Below are 18,721 nucleotides of genomic sequence, written 5' to 3'. Positions count from 1 at the left end.
TTAGAATGGCGCAATCTAACTCAAAGGCATGGCAGTATCGTCCATGCCTTTTTTATTTATGAAGAGAAAACTATGAAACTATTAGTCAGAAACCTTGCCCGCAATACCACTGAAGAAGAATTGAGAAGCTTGTTTGCCGTTCACGGTACGTTGCAGTCTTGTACTATTGTGATGGACAAAGAGACAGGTGAATCGAAAGGCTTTGCCTTTGTTGAAATGCCAAAAGTTGGTGAAGCAAAAGTCGCTATTAAAACCCTAAACGGCATGGACGTGGATGGTTCTAAAATTCGCGTTAAGAAAGCGGAAGAAGCAGCACCTAAAAAATCGGCAGACGATGCTGAATAAATTCATATAAACACACATTAGGTCTGCCGATTTCCTCGCTTGTTAGTATGAGATAAGCGAGGAGTGAACTAGGAATGAGCGTCGGCAAATTCTTTGATGAAAGCCACGTCTTTGCTTGAAATAGTATGATAGCTAAGCTTTATGTAATGTTTGTTATGTTCGTTAAACACATCTAATTGCGGATCACACAATATCTTGATTGTGGCTGTTTTTCCCTCATGAATCGCTTTTAGCTCTAGCTTTACCATTTTTGACCCTTGTAAACCTTCTGGCGCTTCCACTTCTATCATTTGAGTTGATATGTGTGTGCAATGGATCGGCATGGTTTTACCGTTTGTTAAAAACAGTGTCCCTGTCCAAAAACAACGAACATAAGGCGAATGTGAAATAGACATTACTTTACCTTTTGTAAAATGAGGATTCAGGCCAAAAATGACGCTTTTGGGAGTGCCATTATAGTGCAAGATTGCAGAGATGTGATAGCTAGATAAAATTGATATGGATCAAGATGTTGCGCCATGTCTATGAGCAACATCTTGATTATTGGGAATATTTGAGTCTTATTTAGCTTTGTTTTTGTAGTGTTTCACCCAATGCGTTGATCAAGCTGTCTATTTCAGATTGCTCTGTCGTGAAGGGTGGCGCTAATTGAACGGTGTCTGCACCATAGCGAACATAATACCCCTTTTCCCACATTGCCATAGCGATTTGGAATGGACGTTTGGCTGGCTCACCATTGATGGGTGCTATAGTGATGCCGGCGGCAAAACCATAATTGCGAATGTCTGTCACAATGGCGCTGGCACTTTTTAGTTGGTGGACACTGCTTTCCCACACGGAACTCATGCTGTTAACGCGCTCAATCAAACCTTGTTTTTTTATCTCAGCGAGAGAAGCCAATCCCGCAGCGCAGGCAATAGGGTGGGCGGAGTAGGTGTAGCCATGAGGAATCTCTAGCATGTAATCCGGACCGCCATTGTCCATGAAGGTGTCGTAGATTTCTTGTTTAAAGGCCACAGCGCCCATTGGGATCACCCCATTGGTGACTTGTTTTGCCATGGTAATCACGTCAGGCGTTACCCCAAAGGCTTCTGCGCCGGTTTTCGCACCCATACGCCCAAACGCGGTGATGACTTCATCAAAGATGAGCAAGATATTGTGCTGATCACAGATCTCGCGCAAACGCTGCAAATACCCTTGTGGTGGCACGATAACGCCAGCGGAGCCTGACATGGGTTCAACAATGACGGCCGCAATGTTCGAAGCATCGTGCATCATGATAAGGTTAAGTAGGTCTTCTGCACGCTCTTTGCCTTGTTCTGCCATGCCTTTGGAGAATTCGCTACCGGGCACTTGTGTATGAGGTAAATGGTAGGATTCTAAACCTTGCCCATAAAGTGTGCGGTTTGCTGGAATGCCGCCAACGCTGAAGCCTGAAATACCGGCGCCATGATAACCCTTAGCACGACCGATAAATTTGGTTTTTGTTCCCATGCCTTTTTTACGCCAATATGCACGGGCAACTTTTAATGCGGTATCGACCGATTCTGAACCGGAGCCAGTAAAGAAAATACGGTTTAATCCTGCAGGCATAAATTCAGTAATTTGCTCTGCTAACAAGAAAGACTTCTCGTGACCGAATTGAAAAGCAGGAGAGTAGTCGAGGGTTTTGACCTGTTCTGCAACGGCCTCATTAATAGCGGGAACGCTATGACCCAAACCGCATGTCCAAAGGCCTGATAGGCCGTCGAAAATCTTCCTACCATCAGAATCGGTGTAATATTTTCCTGCGGCCGAGGTGATGATGCGAGGATCTTTTTTAAACTGACGATTGCCTGTGTAGGCCATCCAATGGGCATCAAGCTGGGCTTGGGTTAAACGGTGACTCATGGCATTTTCCCTCTAAAAAGTGACATCTCAATAGCGTAAGCATGCCGAGCTAGAAAGGTTTAATAAATGCGATGTTATTTAAATTTAGATTAGTCTTTAGTTAACTAAAGAGCATTGATTAAAAGATCAGGTTGAGGTCTTGTCCTTAAATTCACAAAGGTCTTCAATCACACAGGCATCGCATTTAGGCTTGCGAGCCACGCAGATGTAGCGGCCGTGAAGGATCATCCAGTGATGAGCATCCAAAAGAAACTCTTTTGGCACGAATTTAAGCAGTTTCATTTCCACTTCTAAGACGTTTTTGCCTGGTGCGACTTTGGTACGGTTGCTGAAACGGAAAATGTGCGTATCCACTGCCATGGCCACTTGGCGAAAAGCTGTGTTGAGTACCACATTGGCTGTTTTGCGGCCAACACCTGGAAGGGCTTCCAGTTCTTCACGCGTTTCAGGAACAACGCTGTTGTGCTTGTCGACCAAAATTTGGCAAGTTTTAATGGCATTTTCGGCCTTGGCGTTAAACAAGCCAATGGTTTTGATGTAGCTTTTTAAGCCATCTACACCAAGCGCCAGCATGGTTTCTGGCGTATTGGCGACAGGAAAAAGCTTGCGTGTGGCTTTATTGACACTCACGTCCGTGGCTTGGGCAGAAAACAGCACCGCAATTAAAAGCTCAAAAGGCGAGCTGTATTCTAGCTCGGTTACGGGATTTGGGTTTTCAGCTCGTAAGCGAGAAAAAATCTCGTAGCGTTTGTCTTTGTTCACGTTTGACTGCCTTTATGACGCTTAAAATTCCCTCCCCTTATCTCTTCCAAGGGGAGGGTTAGTGTGGGGTTTTAAATAGGTTAACTAACTTGCCCAGTAACACGAACCCGTTTTGACGCACTTGGGCCGTCTTTGGCTTTCTGTGTGGCGATACGTTTTTTCTCGCGCTCATCTAAGTAGTTTTTACCTGCTATTAATAAGCCTAAGCCAATGAAGGCGCCCGGTGGTAAGACGGCAAAGAGGACATTGGGGTAGTTTTCGAAGACAACCCATTTCCACCCTAGAGCGATATCACCAAACAATAGCTGCATATCAGAAAACAGGGTGCCTTGACCAATTAGCTCACGCATGGCGCCAAGGGTAACAAGGATAAACATGAAACCTAAACCCATCATAAAGCCATCTATAGCCGATGGCAGAACAGGGTTACGGCTGGCGAAGGCATCTGCTCGGCCAAGGATGGCGCAGTTGGTGACGATCAATGGGATAAAAATCCCCAGAATTTGATAAAGCTCGTAGGTATAAGCCTGCATGATCAATTCGATACAGGTGGTAAACGAGGCGATAATCATCACAAACGCTGGCAGACGAACGGCATCGGCCACGTAGTTACGAATGATGGAAACGGCAATGTTGGAGCCCATCAACACGACCATGGTCGCTAAACCAAGTCCTAAGGCATTAACCACGGTGCTGGTGACCGCCAGCATAGGACACAAGCCGAGCAACTGAACAAGGGCTGGGTTGTTTTTCCAAATGCCGTTATAAATGATTTCTGCGTAATTGGCGCCTGGCTTGCTCTCTTCTTGAGTAGCGTCAGTTGCAGCTGTTTCTGCGCTCATTTTCATTGGGCTATCCTAATACGCTAACAGCGTATCTTTGTGTTGTTCAAAATAAATTAGAGTGTTTTTTACGGCACGAACGACAGCACGAGGCGTAATAGTGGCCCCTGTGAATTGATCAAAATCGCCACCGTCTTTTTTAACACCCCAGCCATTGATGTCCGGATTGTCTAATGATTTGTTGGCAAAGCTTAAGATCCATTTGGATTTTTTAAGCTCTACCTTATCGCCCAAGCCCGGTGTTTCTTTATGACTAATGACTCGGCTGCCAGTGACAACACCATTTTTATCAATGGCGACCAGCATGTCTAAATTACCGTTATAGCCACGCGGTGCGATGGTTTCGAAAATAATGGCAGTGACTTCGCCATCTTTACGAGCGATGTGAATTTTAATGCCTTCTTCGCTACCAAGTAATGGGTCAGCGGGCAGAGTGGCGGTGTCTTTAGTTAAGTCGTTATCGTATAGATTCGCTGGCAATATTTCGTTAAAAGCCGAGATTTGCGCTTCCAAGATATTACTTTTGATGGTGTGGTCGGTGAGCTGGTGCGTGATGGCAATCAAACCCGCTGTTAACACAGCAAATATAGCCAACCCGAGACTGTTGCGACGAACAGAGGCGAACAATTCCATTAGTTATCCTCCCCAACTTTTAAGCCAGTTTTGGCTTTTTTGTGACCGTAGGTTCTGGGTTGTGTGTAGTAATCTATCAAGGGTGCTGCGAAGTTCATGAGTAGGACGCCGAACGCTACGCCATCAGGGTAACCACCCCAAGAGCGAATGATATAAATTAAGATACCAATGCCCGCACCATAAATCAGTTTGCCGCGATTACTGGTACAAGAAGACACCGGATCGGTAGCAATAAAGAAGGCACCAAACATGGCTGCGCCCGTGGTGAGGTGGAAAAACGGCGTTGCTGTGTTACTTGGATCAAATAAATGAAAGGCGCCAGACATGATTAGCAAAGCACCCAAGAGTGCCACAGGCGTGTGCCAAGTAATAATGCGTAACCAAATTAGGGCAAGACCACCAACAAGGTAAGCCAAGTTCACCCAAAGCCAGCTGTTTAGGCTTGGGCCTTGTAGCGCGGCAATGCTGCTAAAGGCGGCTTGTGAATCTAATAGGTCTTTGTGTTTGAAGCCATCCAATGGGGTTGCCATAGTGTAGCTGTCGATTACTGGAAGCTGGTGGAAAATAGCCTGCAAACTCTGCATGAAAGATAAGGTCTCACCAGCAGATACCATACTGTGAACGCCAAGCCATTGGCTCATCGGCACAGGAAAAGACACCAACACAATGGCGTAACCCACCATAGCTGGGTTGAACGGATTGTTCCCTAGTCCACCATAAAGCTGTTTGGCAAAGATAATCGCAAAAGCCACGGCGGTTACCGTTACCCACCAAGGTACAACGGGGGGAAGGGCAACCCCTAGCAGTACAGCGGTTAATAGCGCACTGTAATCTTTCAAGAAGAATCCAACTGGGCGTCGACGAATCGCCAAAATGGCCGCTTCGCTTAATAATGCTGTGATGCAGGCGATCATTAGGTTAATGAAGGTGCCCCAGCCAAATAACCAGGTTTGTACCACGATGCCTGGAATGGTCGCTAAAATGACCATCTGCATCACCCAAGAGGTGCGACGTCCTGCACGTTGTGTGTGGGGGGAGGTGATCCTCAATAATGCCATTTAACGATTCTCTTGCATGTTGGTTTGCGAATGAATAAGTTTTTCTAACAAGGCTTCAGCGCGTTGCAGTCTTTGTTGCGTGGCGTTAATTTCTTGGTTAATGCTGTCAGCGTCCTCTGGAGTGCTTTCTAAGCGCTTGTTGAGCTTATTAATTTGCGCTTTAGCCAAAGCGACAGCGATTTTTTCTTTCTTAATCTGCGTCGCCAAATCCATTTCTGGCTCGGCTTTGACTTCGCTTTGAGCAACCGTATCTGCCGTTTTCTCTACTGGCGCAGAAACGGCAGTCGCTGGTGCGCTTTCCTCGGCTTCAAGAGCAGCGAGCTTTTCTTGCGCTTCTTTCAGTTTGCTTGGCCATTCAGACGCATTTATTTCTGCTTCGTCTTTGCCTTGCTCCTGTAGCAGCTGGATGTTTTTCTCGGCTTTTTTAATGCCAGCTTTGGCGATAGCTAGGTCAATTTTGCGTTTCTTAGCTGCGTCAGCATCGACATTGTTTGGTGCCGCATCTGCTTTTTTAGTCTGTGCCTCCGCGTTCTGAGAAGCGGCTTCCGGATTGGCTAAGGCTTTTTCCAGGTCGTCTGCGCGTTGTTGAGCTTCTTTTAGCTGCTGGCGAATCGCTTCGATTTCTGGCGCATTAATTTCTTCCGCTTTTTTCAAGGCTTTTTCGACTTTCTTTACCGCCGCTTTGGCAATGGCGGCATCGATTTTGAGCTTTTTCAATTCATCGCTTGCCGCCGCTTTAGGCTCAGACGCTGCGGTATGAGATTCAGTCGTTGCGCTTAGCCTGCTAACAGTATCTTGTGCGGCTTTCAGGTCTGTCTCAAAAGCATTGATCTTGTCTTTCAATTCTTGATCATCTGGTGTCTCAATAAGCTGTTTTTGCAGTTTCTTAAGTTTCACACCAATTAAGGCGACATCGACTTTGGCTTTTTTCAGTTCGTCATTCACTGGCGCAGTACTTGCTTTGGCCGTATTTACTGCTGGCGCGGCAGGCGTAGCACTGGGCATTTGAGCAAGCTGTTCTTCAAGCAAAGCGATGGCTTTTTCTTGATCCGTTACCTGAAGCTGTAAACTGTTAATGTCTTCGACATGTTCGTTTTCTTGTGCTTCAAGCAGTTGTTTTTCTAGCTTTTTCAATTTGGATTTGCCAATGGCGATATCCACTTTGAGCTTTTTAGATTCGTCAGTCGTTGCAGGCGCAGCAGCGGCCGTTGGAGCCGCTTTAGCCGGTGCACTTTTCTTCTCATCTGTCGTTTTGCTTGGCGTCGCTTTTTGACGAGCAAGGCGCTTGGCTTCTTTCTCAGCGGCTTCGGCATCCTGACGGGCTTTGCGCGCTTCAAAACGTTGCTTAGCCAAGTCAGATTTTACTGTCGCTTCGCGGGCTTCACGGATGCTGCTCTTGGTATGGCGGTAATACTGTACCAATGGAATGCTGCTTGGGCACACATAAGAGCAAGCACCACATTCGATGCAATCAAATAGATTATGGTGTTCGGCTTTTTCGAACTCTTGGCTTTTGCTGAACCACAATAATTGTTGAGGCAATAAGCTAGCAGGGCAGGCTTGTTCGCACATGCCGCAACGGATACAGGCTTGTTCTGGTGCGGGCGGCGGAAGTTCTTTCTTGCTGGCGGCTAGTATGCAGTTACTGGTTTTAACAATCGGCACAGCAGCGGAATCTAAGGTGTAACCCATCATGGGGCCGCCCATAATTAAGCGACTGAGTTTTTTGGGTTCAGACTCAGCGTAATCCAATAAATGTGCGACCGGTGTGCCCAGTAATACTTCGACATTTTGTGGGTTCTTTAATGCATCACCCGTTAAAGTGGTAAAGCGAGAAATGAGTGGTTTGCCGAGCGTAATCGCATCGTGAACCGCCACACAGGTGCCGACGTTTTGACATAAGATACCAATGTCCGCTGGGTATTGTCCGCTTGGAACTTCTTTGCCAGTGAGCAGCTGAATTAACTGTTTTTCACCGCCAGAAGGGTATTTGGTTGGTACCACAGCGACTTGAATTTTACTCTTACGCTTGTTTAGTACCGTTCTTAAGGCTGCAATGGCGGTAGGTTTGTTGTCTTCAATGCCAATGACAACATGATCTGCCTGTACAAGGTGTTGCAGTATCTCGATGCCTAACACCAATTCAAGCGTCTTTTCACGAATCAACATATCATCGGCGGTGATATAAGGCTCACATTCTGCCGCATTGATAATGAAATGGGTGAGAGGATTTTTGTAGGCGCCTTGAAGTTTAACTTGCGTCGGAAAGCCTGCGCCACCCATGCCGATAATGCCCATTTCAGACAAATAGGCCAGCACATCGGTTTTGCTGATGTCTTGCCAATGACTCAAAGGCTCAAGTTTTGTCCAAGTATCGCTGCCGTCTGGCGTGAGAATAATACAAAGATCGCTTAAGCCTGAAGGGTGAGCAATTAGGCGTTCTTCAATGGCCGTAATAGTGCCAGAGGTAGGAGCGTGTAGAAAGCTGCTCAGAAAGCCATTATTAATTGCAATGGTTTCCCCTTTTAGCACCTTATCGCCCACTTTTACCAAGGGGCGAGAGCTCTGACCTATGTGTTGTCCAAGCGGTAAAATAAGCTCGTTTGGTAGGCTAGGTCGCCCCAAAGGCAATTGCAAGGATTGGGTTTTGTTTTCGGGTGGATGAATACCACCATGAAACGAAAAAATGTTCGCTGTTTGCATATTTACTGTTGGCATTAGTGTACAGCCTCCGCTTGGCGGTCGGTGGCTATGATGTTTATTGAGGTTGCCGCGATGCCTTGCGGTTTGTCCCAAGACCAAGTTTTTGCTGTCACGCCGACTTCTACCATATCAATACAATCTACAGGGCATGGCTCGACACAAAGGTCACAGCCTGTGCATTCATCTGCGATCACGGTGTGCATTTGCTTTGCTGCACCTAATATCGCATCCACAGGACAAGCCTGAATACACTTGGTGCAACCGATACATTCGTCTTCACGAATCACCGCGACACGTTTTGCGGTTTCTGTGCCGTGATCACCGTCCAAAGGGATGGCTTCCACGTCCAGTAAATCGGCTAACGCTTGAATGGTGGCTTGCCCGCCTGGAGGACAATGGTTAATCGCTTCGCCGTTGGCGATGGCTTCGGCATAGGGACGGCAGCCCGGATGACCACATTGGCCGCATTGCGTTTGCGGCAACAGGGCATCAATTTGATCTACAATGGGGTCGCCTTCCACATGGAAGCGAACATTGGCATAACCTAGAATGGCGCCAAAAATAAGTGACAAAAGGACTAAGATTCCGATAGCGAGTAGAACGGTTAGCATCGTTGACCTCTAAATCTGTACAAGGGCGGTGAAGCCCATGAAAGCCAAAGCCATTAGACCCGCAGTGATCATACCAATCGCAGAACCTTTAAAAACGGTCGGTACATCGGCCACGTTAATGCGCTCGCGCATAGCGGAGAACAAAACCAATACAAAAGAAAAGCCGACCGCTGCGCCAAAACCGTAAAGAATGGATTCAACGAAGCCGTTTTGTTTGCTGATATTTTGCAGAGCCACACCCAATACCGCGCAGTTGGTGGTGATCAAAGGTAAGAAAATACCCAGTACGCGATAAAGCAGAGGACTGGTTTTATGCACCACCATTTCAGTGAACTGTACCACTACTGCAATCACCAAAATAAAAGAAATGGTTTGCAGGTATTCAAGGCCAAATGGCTGGAGTATGTAGGTATAGGTGAGATAGCTGCATAGGCTTGATAATGTCAAAACAAAGGTCGTGGCCATGGCCATACCAATGGAAGTTTCTAGCTTTCCAGAGACACCCATAAAAGGGCATAGACCCAAAAATTGTACCAGTACAAAGTTATTAACCAGAATGGTACTGACCAGTATCAGGAGATATTCAGTCATCCTACATCCAAAAATAGTATAGGAAAGCTTTCTCAGCGACATCGCGGACAAAGATTTCGTAAGGTGAATACGGTGATTGTAGATACTTTTTAGCGAAAAGCATCCGCAAGCGTAACTATACCAATCTGCTTATAACTAACAAGACTAAAGATTTCGTATTTCTAGTCCGATTTAGTATATAGATAATAAGTTATGCTTATATAAGCTTGGTTTATGTTTCTTTATTTATGACAATGCCCACCTTATTAAGAATCTTTCTTATTAACTAAGGTGGACATGGTCTTGTCGTCTTATTCAACTAGTAGGTTGTGCCGCTTGTTACTTGGCTTAACCTCGTTTTACAACCTGGTTAAAGGGCCGATTACATTACGCGTTGACCTGGTTTTGCACCTGCATGAGGTTCTAGTAGGTAAATTTCTTCACCACCAGGACCCGCCGCTAATACCATGCCTTCTGATAGGCCAAACTTCATTTGACGTGGTGCAAGGTTAGCCACCATCACAGTGTGTTTGCCTTCTAAGTCTTCTGGCTTATAAGCTGACTTAATACCAGAGAATACGGTGCGCGTTTCGCCGCCAATATCTAAGGTCAATTTTAGAAGCTTGTTGGCTTTTTCAACGTGTTCGGCTTTGACGATCAAGGCAATGCGCAAATCGACTTTGGCGAAGTCATCAAAGTTGATTTGTGCAGCGAGAGGTTCTTTGCTGAGTTCGGTTTCAGCGGGCGCTGGTGCTGCGGCTTGTTTCGCAGCGGCTTCCGCTGCAGCTTCTTGTTTACCTTCCTCGATCATGGCGTCGATCTGCGTTTGTTCAATACGACCCATTAATGGTTTGAAGGTATTCACCGTGCGACCAAACAGCAACTCGCTGCGGTTGTCCCAAGTGAGCTCTTTGCCAAGGAAAGCTTCTGCGTCTGCGACCATGTTTGGCATAACTGGCTTCAAGTAAGTCGCCAAGATACTGAACAGATTTAACGCAACCGTACAAACGTCTTGCACTTTCGGCAAGGTTGCTTCGTCTTTTGCCAACACCCAAGGAGCTTGAACGGCAATGTATTCGTTTGCCACATCGGCTAAGCGCATCACTTCACGAATCGCTTTACCGTATTCGCGGCTTTCAAAGTTTTGAGCGATGATGTCACCTGAATCAATGAAAGACTGAATCATCTCGCCTTCGCTCACTGTGCTGGCTAATTGACCATCAAATTTCTTGCCAATGAAACTCGCTGTGCGGCTAGCAATATTGACTACCTTACCGACTACATCAGAGTTTACGCGCTGAATGAAGTCTTGCAGGTTTAAGTCTATATCGTCGACGCTGGCGTTTAACTTCGCGGCGAAATAGTAGCGCAAGTATTGCGGATCCAAATGATTCAAGTAAGTGCGGGCTTTGATAAAAGTACCGCGAGATTTGGACATTTTAGTGCCGTTCACTGTCACATAACCGTGGGCGTTAACGCCCGTTGGTGTGCGATAGCCCGCGCAATCCAGCATCGCAGGCCAGAACAACGCGTGGAAATTGATGATGTCTTTACCGATGAAGTGATACAGCTCAGCATCAGAATCTTTTGCCCAGTAATCGTCGAATTCCAAACCTTCTGTGCGATCACATAGGTTTTTAAAACTGGCCATGTAACCAATCGGTGCATCTAGCCAAACATAAAAGTATTTGCCTGGTGCGTCAGGAATTTCAAAACCAAAGTATGGGGCGTCACGGCTGATGTCCCACTCTTTTAAGCCAGAATCCAACCATTCAGACAGTTTGTTCGCTACTTGATCTTGTAGGGTGCCACTGCGTGTCCATTTGGCCAAAAAGTCTTGGAAATCAGGCAGTTTGAAGAAGTAATGCTCAGACTCTTTTTCGATCGGGGTGGCGCCGGAATACACCGAACGTGGATTGATCATTTCCATTGGCGTGTAGGTCGCCGAGCACACTTCACAGTTGTCGCCGTATTGATCTTCCGCTTTACACTTAGGGCAGGTTCCCTTAATGAAACGATCCGCTAGGAACATCTCTTTTTCTGGGTCATAAGCCTGTACGATAGAGCGTACCGCGATTTTGCCATTGTCACGCAAGGCGGTGTAAATGCTGTTTGAAATCTCACGGTTTTCGTCAGAATGGGTAGAATAGTAGTTATCGTAACCGATCAAAAAATCGTTGAAATCCGTCATGTGTTCTTGGCGAACGCCATCGATCAACTCTTCAGATGTCATGCCCTGTTGGTCGGCTTTGATCATGATCGCCGTACCGTGAGCGTCATCGGCACACACTGCAGTACAAAGATGGCCGCGCATTTTTTGAAAACGCACCCAGATATCGGTTTGGATGTGTTCCAGCATATGCCCCAAATGGATAGAACCATTGGCATAAGGAAGGGCGCTGGTGACTAAAATTTTGCGTTGCGTTTGTGCCATTTTTGATAAGCCTGCTGGATTAAAAAAGGTCGAGTATTCTATCAATAATTAGGCGCGGATGACGAATAAATAAAGCACCTAAAGGACAGATAGTCTAAGAAAGGCGTCATTATAAGACCCTATCTGCCATGTGCAAGCGCTAGACTCTTTTCAAAGCGGGTTGCAAGGCTTGCTTTTCTGCAATTTGCCCCCACACTTGGCACAACGTTATAAAATAAACCTTCTTTATCTTACCGCCTTACTAGGAGCCCCCATGCTAACCGATGCCCAACTACAGGCGACTTTGGAAACCTTAATCGACGACAACAGCGGCCAGCCTTATGGTGCTGTTTGGCAAGTGGTAAGCGATGAAAACCGCGTCCACGTTACCTTGACGCTTGGCTACCCTACACAAACACAGCAAGCGGTTTTAGAAGCCAAGATAAAAGCCGTTACGGCAGATACCCGCGAATTCGTGTTAGATACCGAGTGTCACGTCAAAAGCCACGCTACCCAGGGTAATATTGCGGGCTTAAAAGGTGTGAAGAACATCATCGCCGTAGCATCTGGAAAAGGCGGCGTGGGTAAATCCACCACCACGGTTAACCTTGCCCTTGCGATGGCAAAAGAGGGTGCTCGTGTTGGTATCTTGGATGCGGATATCTATGGCCCAAGCCAAGGCATGTTGCTGGGGTTCCCTGAAGGTACACGTCCGCAAGTACGTGAAGACAAGTTCTTTGTGCCACCTACGGCATTTGGTGTGCAAGTCATGTCCATGGCGTTTCTGACGACTAAAGATACCCCCGTTGCTTGGCGCGGGCCAATGGTAACTGGCGCCTTAATGCAGATATTGACCCAAACCGATTGGAATGACCTGGATTATCTATTCATCGATATGCCACCGGGCACAGGCGACATTCAATTGACGCTTGCGCAAAAAGTACCTGTAGCGGGTTCTGTTATCGTGACGACACCACAAGACATCGCCTTACTGGATGCGCGCCGTGGCATTGAAATGTTCAACAAGGTGAAAATCCCTGTGTTGGGCGTGGTGGAAAACATGTCGACGCACATCTGTTCGAACTGCGGTCATCATGAAGCCATCTTCGGCGATGAAGGCGGTGCCAGCCTAGCAAAAGAATATAACGTCAACGTACTGGGCAAACTGCCATTAAGTCTAGCGATTCGTGAACAGAGCGATGCAGGCCGACCAATCGTCGTCAATGCGCCAGAAAGTGATACCGCAGGCATTTATCAGTCGATTGCGCGCAAGCTTGGTGCTACCCTTGCATCCCAACAGAATGAACAAATAGCCATGCCGACCATTGGCATGAGCGACGACTGAGGAAAAGTAATGCGTTTGTGTGACCGAGATATTATAAAAGCCCTAGATGAAGGTTCTATTGTGATTGAGCCTCGCCCTGATAACAGCGTCATCAGCGGTGTGTCTGTGGATTTGCGATTGGGCAACTCGTTTCGAGTTTTTCAAGGTCACCCAGCGCCTTACCTTGACTTAAGTAGCTCAAAAGCGGATTTAAGCAAAGTCATTGAATCCGTCATGAGCGACGAAATTCTCGTCGACGACGGCAAACCCTTCTTTATTCATCCGGGTGAATTAGTACTGGGCGTGACCAAAGAATCTGTCACTCTTCCTGACAACCTAGTCGGCTGGCTCGATGGTCGTTCCTCCTTAGCGCGCCTTGGTTTAATGGTTCACGTCACCGCACACCGCATCGACCCAGGTTGGAGCGGCGGCATCGTATTAGAATTTCTTAACGGCGGCAAACTGCCCATCGCCCTAAGCCCAGGCATGACCATCGGCGCCATCAACTTTGAAACCATGTCGGGGTCGGCGGAACGTCCTTATAACAAGCGGGATAACGCCAAGTACAAAGACCAGACCTCCGCGGTTGGTAGCCGAATCTCCGGCGAGAACTAGTTTTTCATTGCAAATTGGTTCTTTTTAAGAAAGAGGCCTCGGCCTCTTTTTGGGTTCTATAGAAAGTCGCGCAACTTCATCGCGTCGAACTGACTTTAATTGCTGAATCTAGTTTTTTTGTAGGGCATCATGAGCGCAGCGTAATGTGCCGTTGAAAGCGAAGCTTTCATTTTCTAAGGTAGGTCGTCCTTCAGGGCGACGCGGAATTTAGATTCCATTCAAACGCTTTGTATTCCCAACCTTTATTCCGCTTTTTAATTCAGGAAAAAGCTGAGCGGGCAACTTTTGTCTAGCGACACAAAACTTTCGTTTAAAAGGAAAGCAAAAGGTCGCTTCATCGGGCTATCGCCCAAACGTCTCATTGACTTTGTTTAAGATTGGTCTAGCAGGACGATTTTTATCGTAAGGCATAGATTGTTATTGATGGTGGAGGGAAGGGTATTTTTAACTGACCCTGAAACTCCATAGTGTCGCGCAACTTCGTCGCGTCGAACTGACTTCATAGTGAATTCAATAATAGGCTCCAAAGAACGTAGGTCTGATGAGACGAGGCACGAGGCGTGATCTGACGCTGAAAGCGAAGCTTTCACATGTAGGTCGTCCTTCAGGGCGACAAAAAACTAAACGAGCATGCGCACTATTAATTGCTGAACTGAGCCGCTTCGCGAAGCGACAGAGAAAAGTAAGTTCTAAAAAACGGATCAGATCATAAGGGCTGAGGGAATCGCTTGCCTCGCGGATCAAATCGCGCTACAAAAGAGCAAATAAAGAACCAACATAGCGGCGATCAAAGATCATCAGATGTGGCATAGACCAAACAGGCTTTGGTATTCAGCGAGTTATATAACAGGGAAGTCCTACCATGAAAAAAGCAAATCCCCTATATAGACAACGCAGCGGTTCAACAGTGAGTTATATCCGCCGCTACGCTGCTGTATAACCCTTAATTGTTAGCTTAATCCGCACACTGTAGAGATATTAGAAGTATATGGCTCACTTTATTGAAATCGATGGCATCAGAGAGAAGCTTTATCTGCTAATCCAAATGGCACTTGCAGCGGAAAGTTTTACTTCACGCTATGGAATAGGAGTGGAAAATGTGGAACGGTTCATTTCCAAAGAGCAATACTGGCGGCATACAAAATCTACTGTAAGCAATTATTCTCTCGAAATAGCAGTCAAGCTGCGAAATGCCATAGAGCTTTTGGAATCTAACGGCATTAGTTTTACTCTAGACAGCTCCGTTCATATCTATAACTCAGGAATAAAAGCTGATGGAACTAAAGAGCAAAAGGACATAAAGTATATTTTTCATAAAATTATTCATGCAAAATCGTTTCAAATCGACGCTATTGGCTCATATAGAAAACATGAGAGTTTATTATGGTGGGCAGGAACTTTAACATTGTCTGGAACTGAACATAGGAAGACAGATAAAGCCTGGTGTTTCTTTTTTAATATCTTTGAATGGTGTCAAGCCTCGCTAGACTTCTTAGCTCAAGTAGAAGTTCATCTGCAAAAGATACAGCTTAACTCCGAAGACCTGGTTTTAAGAAAAATAAGCTAACAAAGTGTTGTAACCCGCGCACTTCGTGCGCTGGACAGTTTGTAAGTCGCGGCTTTGTGGTTTTGCTGCGCAAAAGTAATCCACAAAACCACAACTTACAAACTGCCGTTGAACACGGCGTTAATAAACCCTTCGACACAATCCCGATTGCTCTATCCTACGGAGTTTCAGGTTTATTAGCGGAAAGGCTCTCTCGAACAGCAAGTCCATTCGATGCCTTACGATATAACTCGTTTTTCTAAACGGGATATTAAGCAAGGTGAATGGCACGTTTGGGCGATTATAGCCCGAAGAAGAGATTAACCCCATCCTAACCTTCCCCTTGGAAGACAAAAGGGGAAGGGGCTAAGCCCTCGCCCAGCAGTGCGGAATAAAGGTCGTGAATCCAAAGCGTTTGAATGGAACCTAAATACCGTAGACCAATAAGAGATTGATTCCCGCCTTCGCGGGAATGACGTGCCTTCGGCCTACTTTCTACTTTGGAAGTCAGTTCGACGCGACGAAGTTGCGCGACTCTATGGAGTTTCCGAGTCATTAACGGAAAGGCTCTCTCCAGTAGCAAGATCAATCTATGCCTTACGATAAAAGTCGTGTTGCTAGACGTGATGTTAAACAATGTGAATCAGACGTTTGGGCGATAGCCCGATAAAGCGAATTTTTGCTTTCCTTTAAACTGAAGTTTTTGGGCGCTAGCAAAAAGTTACCCGCCCAGCAGGGCGGAATAAAGGTCAGGAATCCAAAGCGTTTGAATGGAACCTAAATTCCATGTCGGGCTAAAGCCGCGACCTACAGCGAAAGCTTTGCTTTCTTTTATTACAGAAAAACGGTCGTACCTCCCTCATCGCCCTACGATTGGTTTTGCAATACCATTAAATGATTTCAAAAGCCTGTCACGGCAAAGTCTATTGCGCCAAGTATGTCATCTCTAAGGTGGGCGAGTGAGCCTATAGGCTCTTTTAAAATCTTGTTTGGAATGGAAGCGATTTGTGGTGTTAGTAGAATGAGTTTCTCATCCTTGTATTCGATGATCGGGGTAAGTATCTGCATACTTTCGTTTCTAACGTGTTCTAACTTTCCCAAGGGAATGACGATTCTTGTCGCTAGGTCTGAGAGGATGGAATTCTGGATGTCGAGAAGAAAGGGATAAGCCTGTTTTGTCGCTTTGCTTGGGTTTGTATAGACGTCAAATTGTGCCATTAGAACGTCCTGTATTCGTCACCAAAACAACCGTTTTCTTCTACAAATTCGTTGTATAATTGAATTGCTGTTTGGTTGTCTGCTTTCCACTGTTCTGCCTGTTTTTTGGCGAGTTCTTCTTTTAACGCATTTTCTAGCATCGCAGAGAGATTGATTTTCAATGCACGAGACTTGTCTAGCAAGTCGCTATTGATGCTTAGGTTGGTCGCTTTTTTGGGCGCTTTTGAATCAAAGAGTATCTGCATTTGTCACCATGTGTTTATGCGTATTTCTATGCGCATGTTAGGCTGTTTAATGAACACTTACAAGTTGTGTAGATTGAGTGGGATGTTAGGATTGGGTATGTTTACGAGAAAGCTTTTCTATTTTTTTGTGTTTATTTTATTGCAGGGGTGTTCAAGCCATATGCCGAATTTAGGTGTTACCAATGGGAAGTTGGCAGATTGTCCTAGCTCGCCAAATTGTGTGAGCAGTCAGGCACCAGTCGGCGATAAGCATTACATTGAGCCTATTGTGTTGAAAGGTTCCAAGGTGTCTGCCCATGACAAGGTGTTGGCGGTGCTGGAGTCTTCGAAGCGCACTAAGGTTGTGGTGAATGAAGAGGATTACATTTATGCTGAGTTCACGTCGGCGGTGTTTCGTTTTGTCGATGATGTGGAATTTTTGTTTTCCAAAGAACAAGATGGGCAGGTAGTGGTTGATATTCGTTCTGCTTCTCGCGTTGGGCATTCCGACTTTGGGGTGAACCGAAAGCGTATGGAAGCCATTCGTCGTAAATTGAAGCAATAGCGCTCTGAGTTTTTACAGAACGCTTTTGTGTAAGCCGTTGCCCATGCTGACTCAGGTTAAGGTGTTTGCATGTAATTTACTTCGTATTCAATGTTTTGACGCAGGTCGGTGGGTAAGCGTAGGGCGTCTCCGAGTCGATCTAGGTAGCGACGCTCTTCCTCTGTGTCGATGTCGATGGCGAGCATGGAGATAAGGTAAATCTCTGTAGCTTGTTCTTCGCTTTCAGACAGGCGAGCAATGGTAATCGGATCGCTGGTGGCACGCAGTTGTTCGATTAAAAATGTTTGCTCTTCTTTTGTAATGCCGAGGTTGCTGATTTGTTGTTCGATGCGTGCGCGTTCGGTTGCGTCAATATGACCATCTGCTTTGGCGGCGCTGATCATGGCGCGTATAAGGATCAGATGTATACTTTTGGTGGGTTTGTTCGTGTCTTCTTCTGCGAGGTCGAAGATGCTACCAGCAGGCACGGTGGGTAAGACATTGGCATTTGAGTGCACGTTATGATGCTGAGCTGCCTGTGACGTGTGTGCTGGGTCTTGGCTTGCTTTGTGATCACGCCACGCTTTGTAGGCCATTCCGCCGATGGCCGCCATGCCACCATATTTAATCGCTTTGCCACCCATTTTTCGGGCTTTTTTGTTGGTCAGTAGCATCGCTGCCAATCCGCCTGCCGCGGCACCGCCCATCAAGCCACCTGGCATAGAGCCTGATTTTGCTTTAGTGACGGCCTTGTCAATGCCTGAGCCTGCGTTGCCCATGATGCTGTTTAACAATGAGTTAATATTCACAATCGAAAACCTCTTGTTGATATATCTATTCTTTATTCAGACCCAAGAAGCTCGGCAGAGTTCATTTTTCATCGATTGTGCTGCGTCTATATAAGAGCAGTGCTGTTAGCGAGGTAAGAAGTGTGTGCTTGAGAAGCGTGCTAAAATGCCTCTTTTAAGTTGTTGTATGGTGTTTATGTCATTGGAATACCTTGTGTTGTTGAGCTGCTATGGCTTGCTAAGTTTGGTGACTTTTTGCTGTTATGGCGTTGATAAATCCGCGGCAAAGCGAGGGAAGTGGCGAATTCGGGAATCGACTTTGCATGTTTTATCCTTGGTCGGTGGCTGGCCGGGGGCGCTTTTGGGGCAGAAAGTATTTCGTCATAAAACGAAAAAGTGTCGCTTTCTTGTGGTGTTTTGGTTAAGTGTGGTGGTGAATCTTGCTGTATTGTGGGTTTTTATCCATTGTGGTTTTTTCTCTTGATCTTATTTGGGTTAATCTCGTTACATTATGTAACGAGATGGTTTTTTTGTCCGAACTCCATAGATAATAACCAATTAGGTAGGCTACGCTATGTCAAGGCGGGTCTTTAAGTACCGACTCTTTTACTGCTGTCTTTTTACATGTTTGGGCG

Annotated in this window: 20 protein-coding genes; 6 read left to right on the top strand and 14 right to left on the bottom strand. The window is 46.2% G+C overall.

Annotation, left to right across the window (positions count from 1 at the left end):
• The first annotated feature begins 72 nt into the window (after nt 1-72).
• Nucleotides 73-345: an RNA recognition motif domain-containing protein gene (locus tag DKT73_RS16705; protein WP_111606933.1), complete on the top strand. Its 273-nt coding sequence runs from the start codon at nt 73-75 to the stop codon at nt 343-345.
• A 68-nt stretch (nt 346-413) separates the two neighbouring features.
• On the opposite strand, the gene DKT73_RS16700 is transcribed toward DKT73_RS16705, so the two are convergent.
• From DKT73_RS16700 to metG, 10 genes are all read right to left on the bottom strand, one after another.
• Nucleotides 414-740, bottom strand: coding sequence for a Rossmann-fold NAD(P)-binding domain-containing protein (locus tag DKT73_RS16700; RefSeq protein ID WP_111606934.1), 327 nt, complete (start codon nt 738-740; stop codon nt 414-416).
• Nucleotides 741-909: 169 nt separating this feature from the next.
• Entirely contained in the window at nt 910-2,235 is a 1,326-nt protein-coding gene (locus DKT73_RS16695; RefSeq protein ID WP_111639685.1) for an omega-aminotransferase AptA, read from the bottom strand.
• A gap of 126 nt (nt 2,236-2,361) precedes the next feature.
• Nucleotides 2,362-2,997, bottom strand: a complete 636-nt coding sequence (gene nth / locus DKT73_RS16690; RefSeq protein WP_111639684.1) for an endonuclease III — start codon at nt 2,995-2,997, stop codon at nt 2,362-2,364.
• 80 nt (nt 2,998-3,077) lie between these two features.
• Nucleotides 3,078-3,839 (bottom strand): electron transport complex subunit E, encoded by a 762-nt coding sequence (locus DKT73_RS16685; protein WP_232827917.1) that lies wholly within the window; start codon nt 3,837-3,839, stop codon nt 3,078-3,080.
• A gap of 15 nt (nt 3,840-3,854) precedes the next feature.
• Entirely contained in the window at nt 3,855-4,472 is a 618-nt protein-coding gene (gene rsxG, locus DKT73_RS16680; RefSeq protein WP_111639683.1) for an electron transport complex subunit RsxG, read from the bottom strand.
• Nucleotides 4,472-5,530, bottom strand: a complete 1,059-nt coding sequence (gene rsxD / locus DKT73_RS16675; RefSeq protein WP_111639682.1) for an electron transport complex subunit RsxD — start codon at nt 5,528-5,530, stop codon at nt 4,472-4,474. The genes rsxG and rsxD overlap by 1 nt, the downstream gene beginning before the upstream one ends.
• Entirely contained in the window at nt 5,531-8,248 is a 2,718-nt protein-coding gene (gene rsxC, locus DKT73_RS16670; RefSeq protein ID WP_232827916.1) for an electron transport complex subunit RsxC, read from the bottom strand.
• On the bottom strand, nt 8,248-8,844 hold the full coding sequence (gene rsxB, locus DKT73_RS16665; protein ID WP_111639681.1) for an electron transport complex subunit RsxB: 597 nt from the start codon (nt 8,842-8,844) through the stop codon (nt 8,248-8,250). Before rsxB ends, rsxC begins: the two co-directional genes overlap by 1 nt.
• Before the next feature lie 9 nt (nt 8,845-8,853).
• The gene (gene rsxA / locus DKT73_RS16660) at nt 8,854-9,435 is read right to left on the bottom strand and encodes an electron transport complex subunit RsxA (protein WP_111606942.1); all 582 of its coding nucleotides are present in this window, start codon (nt 9,433-9,435) and stop codon (nt 8,854-8,856) included.
• A gap of 361 nt (nt 9,436-9,796) precedes the next feature.
• The gene (gene metG, locus DKT73_RS16655) at nt 9,797-11,848 is read right to left on the bottom strand and encodes a methionine--tRNA ligase (protein WP_111639680.1); all 2,052 of its coding nucleotides are present in this window, start codon (nt 11,846-11,848) and stop codon (nt 9,797-9,799) included.
• Between the two features lie 253 nt (nt 11,849-12,101).
• Between metG and apbC the strand changes: the two genes are divergently transcribed.
• The 3 genes from apbC (at nt 12,102) to DKT73_RS16640 (ending at nt 15,333) form a co-directional block, all read left to right on the top strand.
• Nucleotides 12,102-13,172 (top strand): iron-sulfur cluster carrier protein ApbC, encoded by a 1,071-nt coding sequence (apbC, locus tag DKT73_RS16650; RefSeq protein WP_111639679.1) that lies wholly within the window; start codon nt 12,102-12,104, stop codon nt 13,170-13,172.
• Nucleotides 13,173-13,181: 9 nt separating this feature from the next.
• The gene (dcd, locus tag DKT73_RS16645) at nt 13,182-13,766 is read left to right on the top strand and encodes a dCTP deaminase (protein ID WP_111639678.1); all 585 of its coding nucleotides are present in this window, start codon (nt 13,182-13,184) and stop codon (nt 13,764-13,766) included.
• Nucleotides 13,767-14,754: 988 nt separating this feature from the next.
• Nucleotides 14,755-15,333, top strand: a complete 579-nt coding sequence (locus DKT73_RS16640) for a hypothetical protein (RefSeq protein WP_111639677.1) — start codon at nt 14,755-14,757, stop codon at nt 15,331-15,333.
• Between the two features lie 310 nt (nt 15,334-15,643).
• On the opposite strand, the gene DKT73_RS20080 is transcribed toward DKT73_RS16640, so the two are convergent.
• The 3 genes from DKT73_RS20080 to DKT73_RS16625 form a co-directional block, all read right to left on the bottom strand.
• Nucleotides 15,644-15,868, bottom strand: coding sequence for a hypothetical protein (locus DKT73_RS20080; RefSeq protein WP_157959198.1), 225 nt, complete (start codon nt 15,866-15,868; stop codon nt 15,644-15,646).
• Between the two features lie 344 nt (nt 15,869-16,212).
• Nucleotides 16,213-16,530, bottom strand: a complete 318-nt coding sequence (locus tag DKT73_RS16630; protein ID WP_111639675.1) for a CcdB family protein — start codon at nt 16,528-16,530, stop codon at nt 16,213-16,215.
• Nucleotides 16,530-16,775: a type II toxin-antitoxin system CcdA family antitoxin gene (locus DKT73_RS16625; RefSeq protein WP_111639674.1), complete on the bottom strand. Its 246-nt coding sequence runs from the start codon at nt 16,773-16,775 to the stop codon at nt 16,530-16,532. The genes DKT73_RS16630 and DKT73_RS16625 overlap by 1 nt, the downstream gene beginning before the upstream one ends.
• A 97-nt stretch (nt 16,776-16,872) precedes the next feature.
• Between DKT73_RS16625 and DKT73_RS16620 the strand changes: the two genes are divergently transcribed.
• Entirely contained in the window at nt 16,873-17,319 is a 447-nt protein-coding gene (locus DKT73_RS16620) for a DUF1499 domain-containing protein (protein WP_111639673.1), read from the top strand.
• 56 nt (nt 17,320-17,375) lie between these two features.
• Here DKT73_RS16620 and DKT73_RS16615 read toward each other — a convergent pair whose 3' ends face one another.
• Nucleotides 17,376-18,107 carry a tellurite resistance TerB family protein gene (locus DKT73_RS16615; protein WP_111639672.1) on the bottom strand — a complete coding sequence of 244 codons (732 nt, stop codon included), beginning with the start codon at nt 18,105-18,107 and terminating at the stop codon, nt 17,376-17,378.
• A 145-nt stretch (nt 18,108-18,252) separates the two neighbouring features.
• Here DKT73_RS16615 and DKT73_RS16610 point away from each other — a divergent pair, with 145 nt between their 5' ends.
• Nucleotides 18,253-18,570 carry a DUF1294 domain-containing protein gene (locus DKT73_RS16610; protein WP_111639671.1) on the top strand — a complete coding sequence of 106 codons (318 nt, stop codon included), beginning with the start codon at nt 18,253-18,255 and terminating at the stop codon, nt 18,568-18,570.
• The last annotated feature ends 151 nt before the right edge of the window (nt 18,571-18,721 follow it).

Source organism: Marinomonas shanghaiensis (genome assembly GCF_003259175.1).
GTDB classification, from domain to species: domain Bacteria; phylum Pseudomonadota; class Gammaproteobacteria; order Pseudomonadales; family Marinomonadaceae; genus Marinomonas; species Marinomonas shanghaiensis.
This window is presented reverse-complemented; position numbering and strand designations above follow the sequence as displayed.

Coding starts and splice junctions, on each gene's coding strand:
- DKT73_RS16705 (WP_111606933.1), top strand. CDS start 73: ATGAAACTATTAGTCAGAAACCTTGCCCGCAATACCACTGAAGAAGAA.
- DKT73_RS16700 (WP_111606934.1), bottom strand. CDS start 740: ATGTCTATTTCACATTCGCCTTATGTTCGTTGTTTTTGGACAGGGACA.
- DKT73_RS16695 (WP_111639685.1), bottom strand. CDS start 2,235: ATGAGTCACCGTTTAACCCAAGCCCAGCTTGATGCCCATTGGATGGCC.
- DKT73_RS16685 (WP_232827917.1), bottom strand. CDS start 3,839: ATGAGCGCAGAAACAGCTGCAACTGACGCTACTCAAGAAGAGAGCAAG.
- rsxG (WP_111639683.1), bottom strand. CDS start 4,472: ATGGAATTGTTCGCCTCTGTTCGTCGCAACAGTCTCGGGTTGGCTATA.
- rsxD (WP_111639682.1), bottom strand. CDS start 5,530: ATGGCATTATTGAGGATCACCTCCCCCCACACACAACGTGCAGGACGT.
- rsxC (WP_232827916.1), bottom strand. CDS start 8,248: ATGCCAACAGTAAATATGCAAACAGCGAACATTTTTTCGTTTCATGGT.
- rsxB (WP_111639681.1), bottom strand. CDS start 8,844: ATGCTAACCGTTCTACTCGCTATCGGAATCTTAGTCCTTTTGTCACTT.
- rsxA (WP_111606942.1), bottom strand. CDS start 9,435: ATGACTGAATATCTCCTGATACTGGTCAGTACCATTCTGGTTAATAAC.
- metG (WP_111639680.1), bottom strand. CDS start 11,848: ATGGCACAAACGCAACGCAAAATTTTAGTCACCAGCGCCCTTCCTTAT.
- apbC (WP_111639679.1), top strand. CDS start 12,102: ATGCTAACCGATGCCCAACTACAGGCGACTTTGGAAACCTTAATCGAC.
- dcd (WP_111639678.1), top strand. CDS start 13,182: ATGCGTTTGTGTGACCGAGATATTATAAAAGCCCTAGATGAAGGTTCT.
- DKT73_RS16640 (WP_111639677.1), top strand. CDS start 14,755: ATGGCTCACTTTATTGAAATCGATGGCATCAGAGAGAAGCTTTATCTG.
- DKT73_RS20080 (WP_157959198.1), bottom strand. CDS start 15,868: ATGACTCGGAAACTCCATAGAGTCGCGCAACTTCGTCGCGTCGAACTG.
- DKT73_RS16630 (WP_111639675.1), bottom strand. CDS start 16,530: ATGGCACAATTTGACGTCTATACAAACCCAAGCAAAGCGACAAAACAG.
- DKT73_RS16625 (WP_111639674.1), bottom strand. CDS start 16,775: ATGCAGATACTCTTTGATTCAAAAGCGCCCAAAAAAGCGACCAACCTA.
- DKT73_RS16620 (WP_111639673.1), top strand. CDS start 16,873: ATGTTTACGAGAAAGCTTTTCTATTTTTTTGTGTTTATTTTATTGCAG.
- DKT73_RS16610 (WP_111639671.1), top strand. CDS start 18,253: ATGCCTCTTTTAAGTTGTTGTATGGTGTTTATGTCATTGGAATACCTT.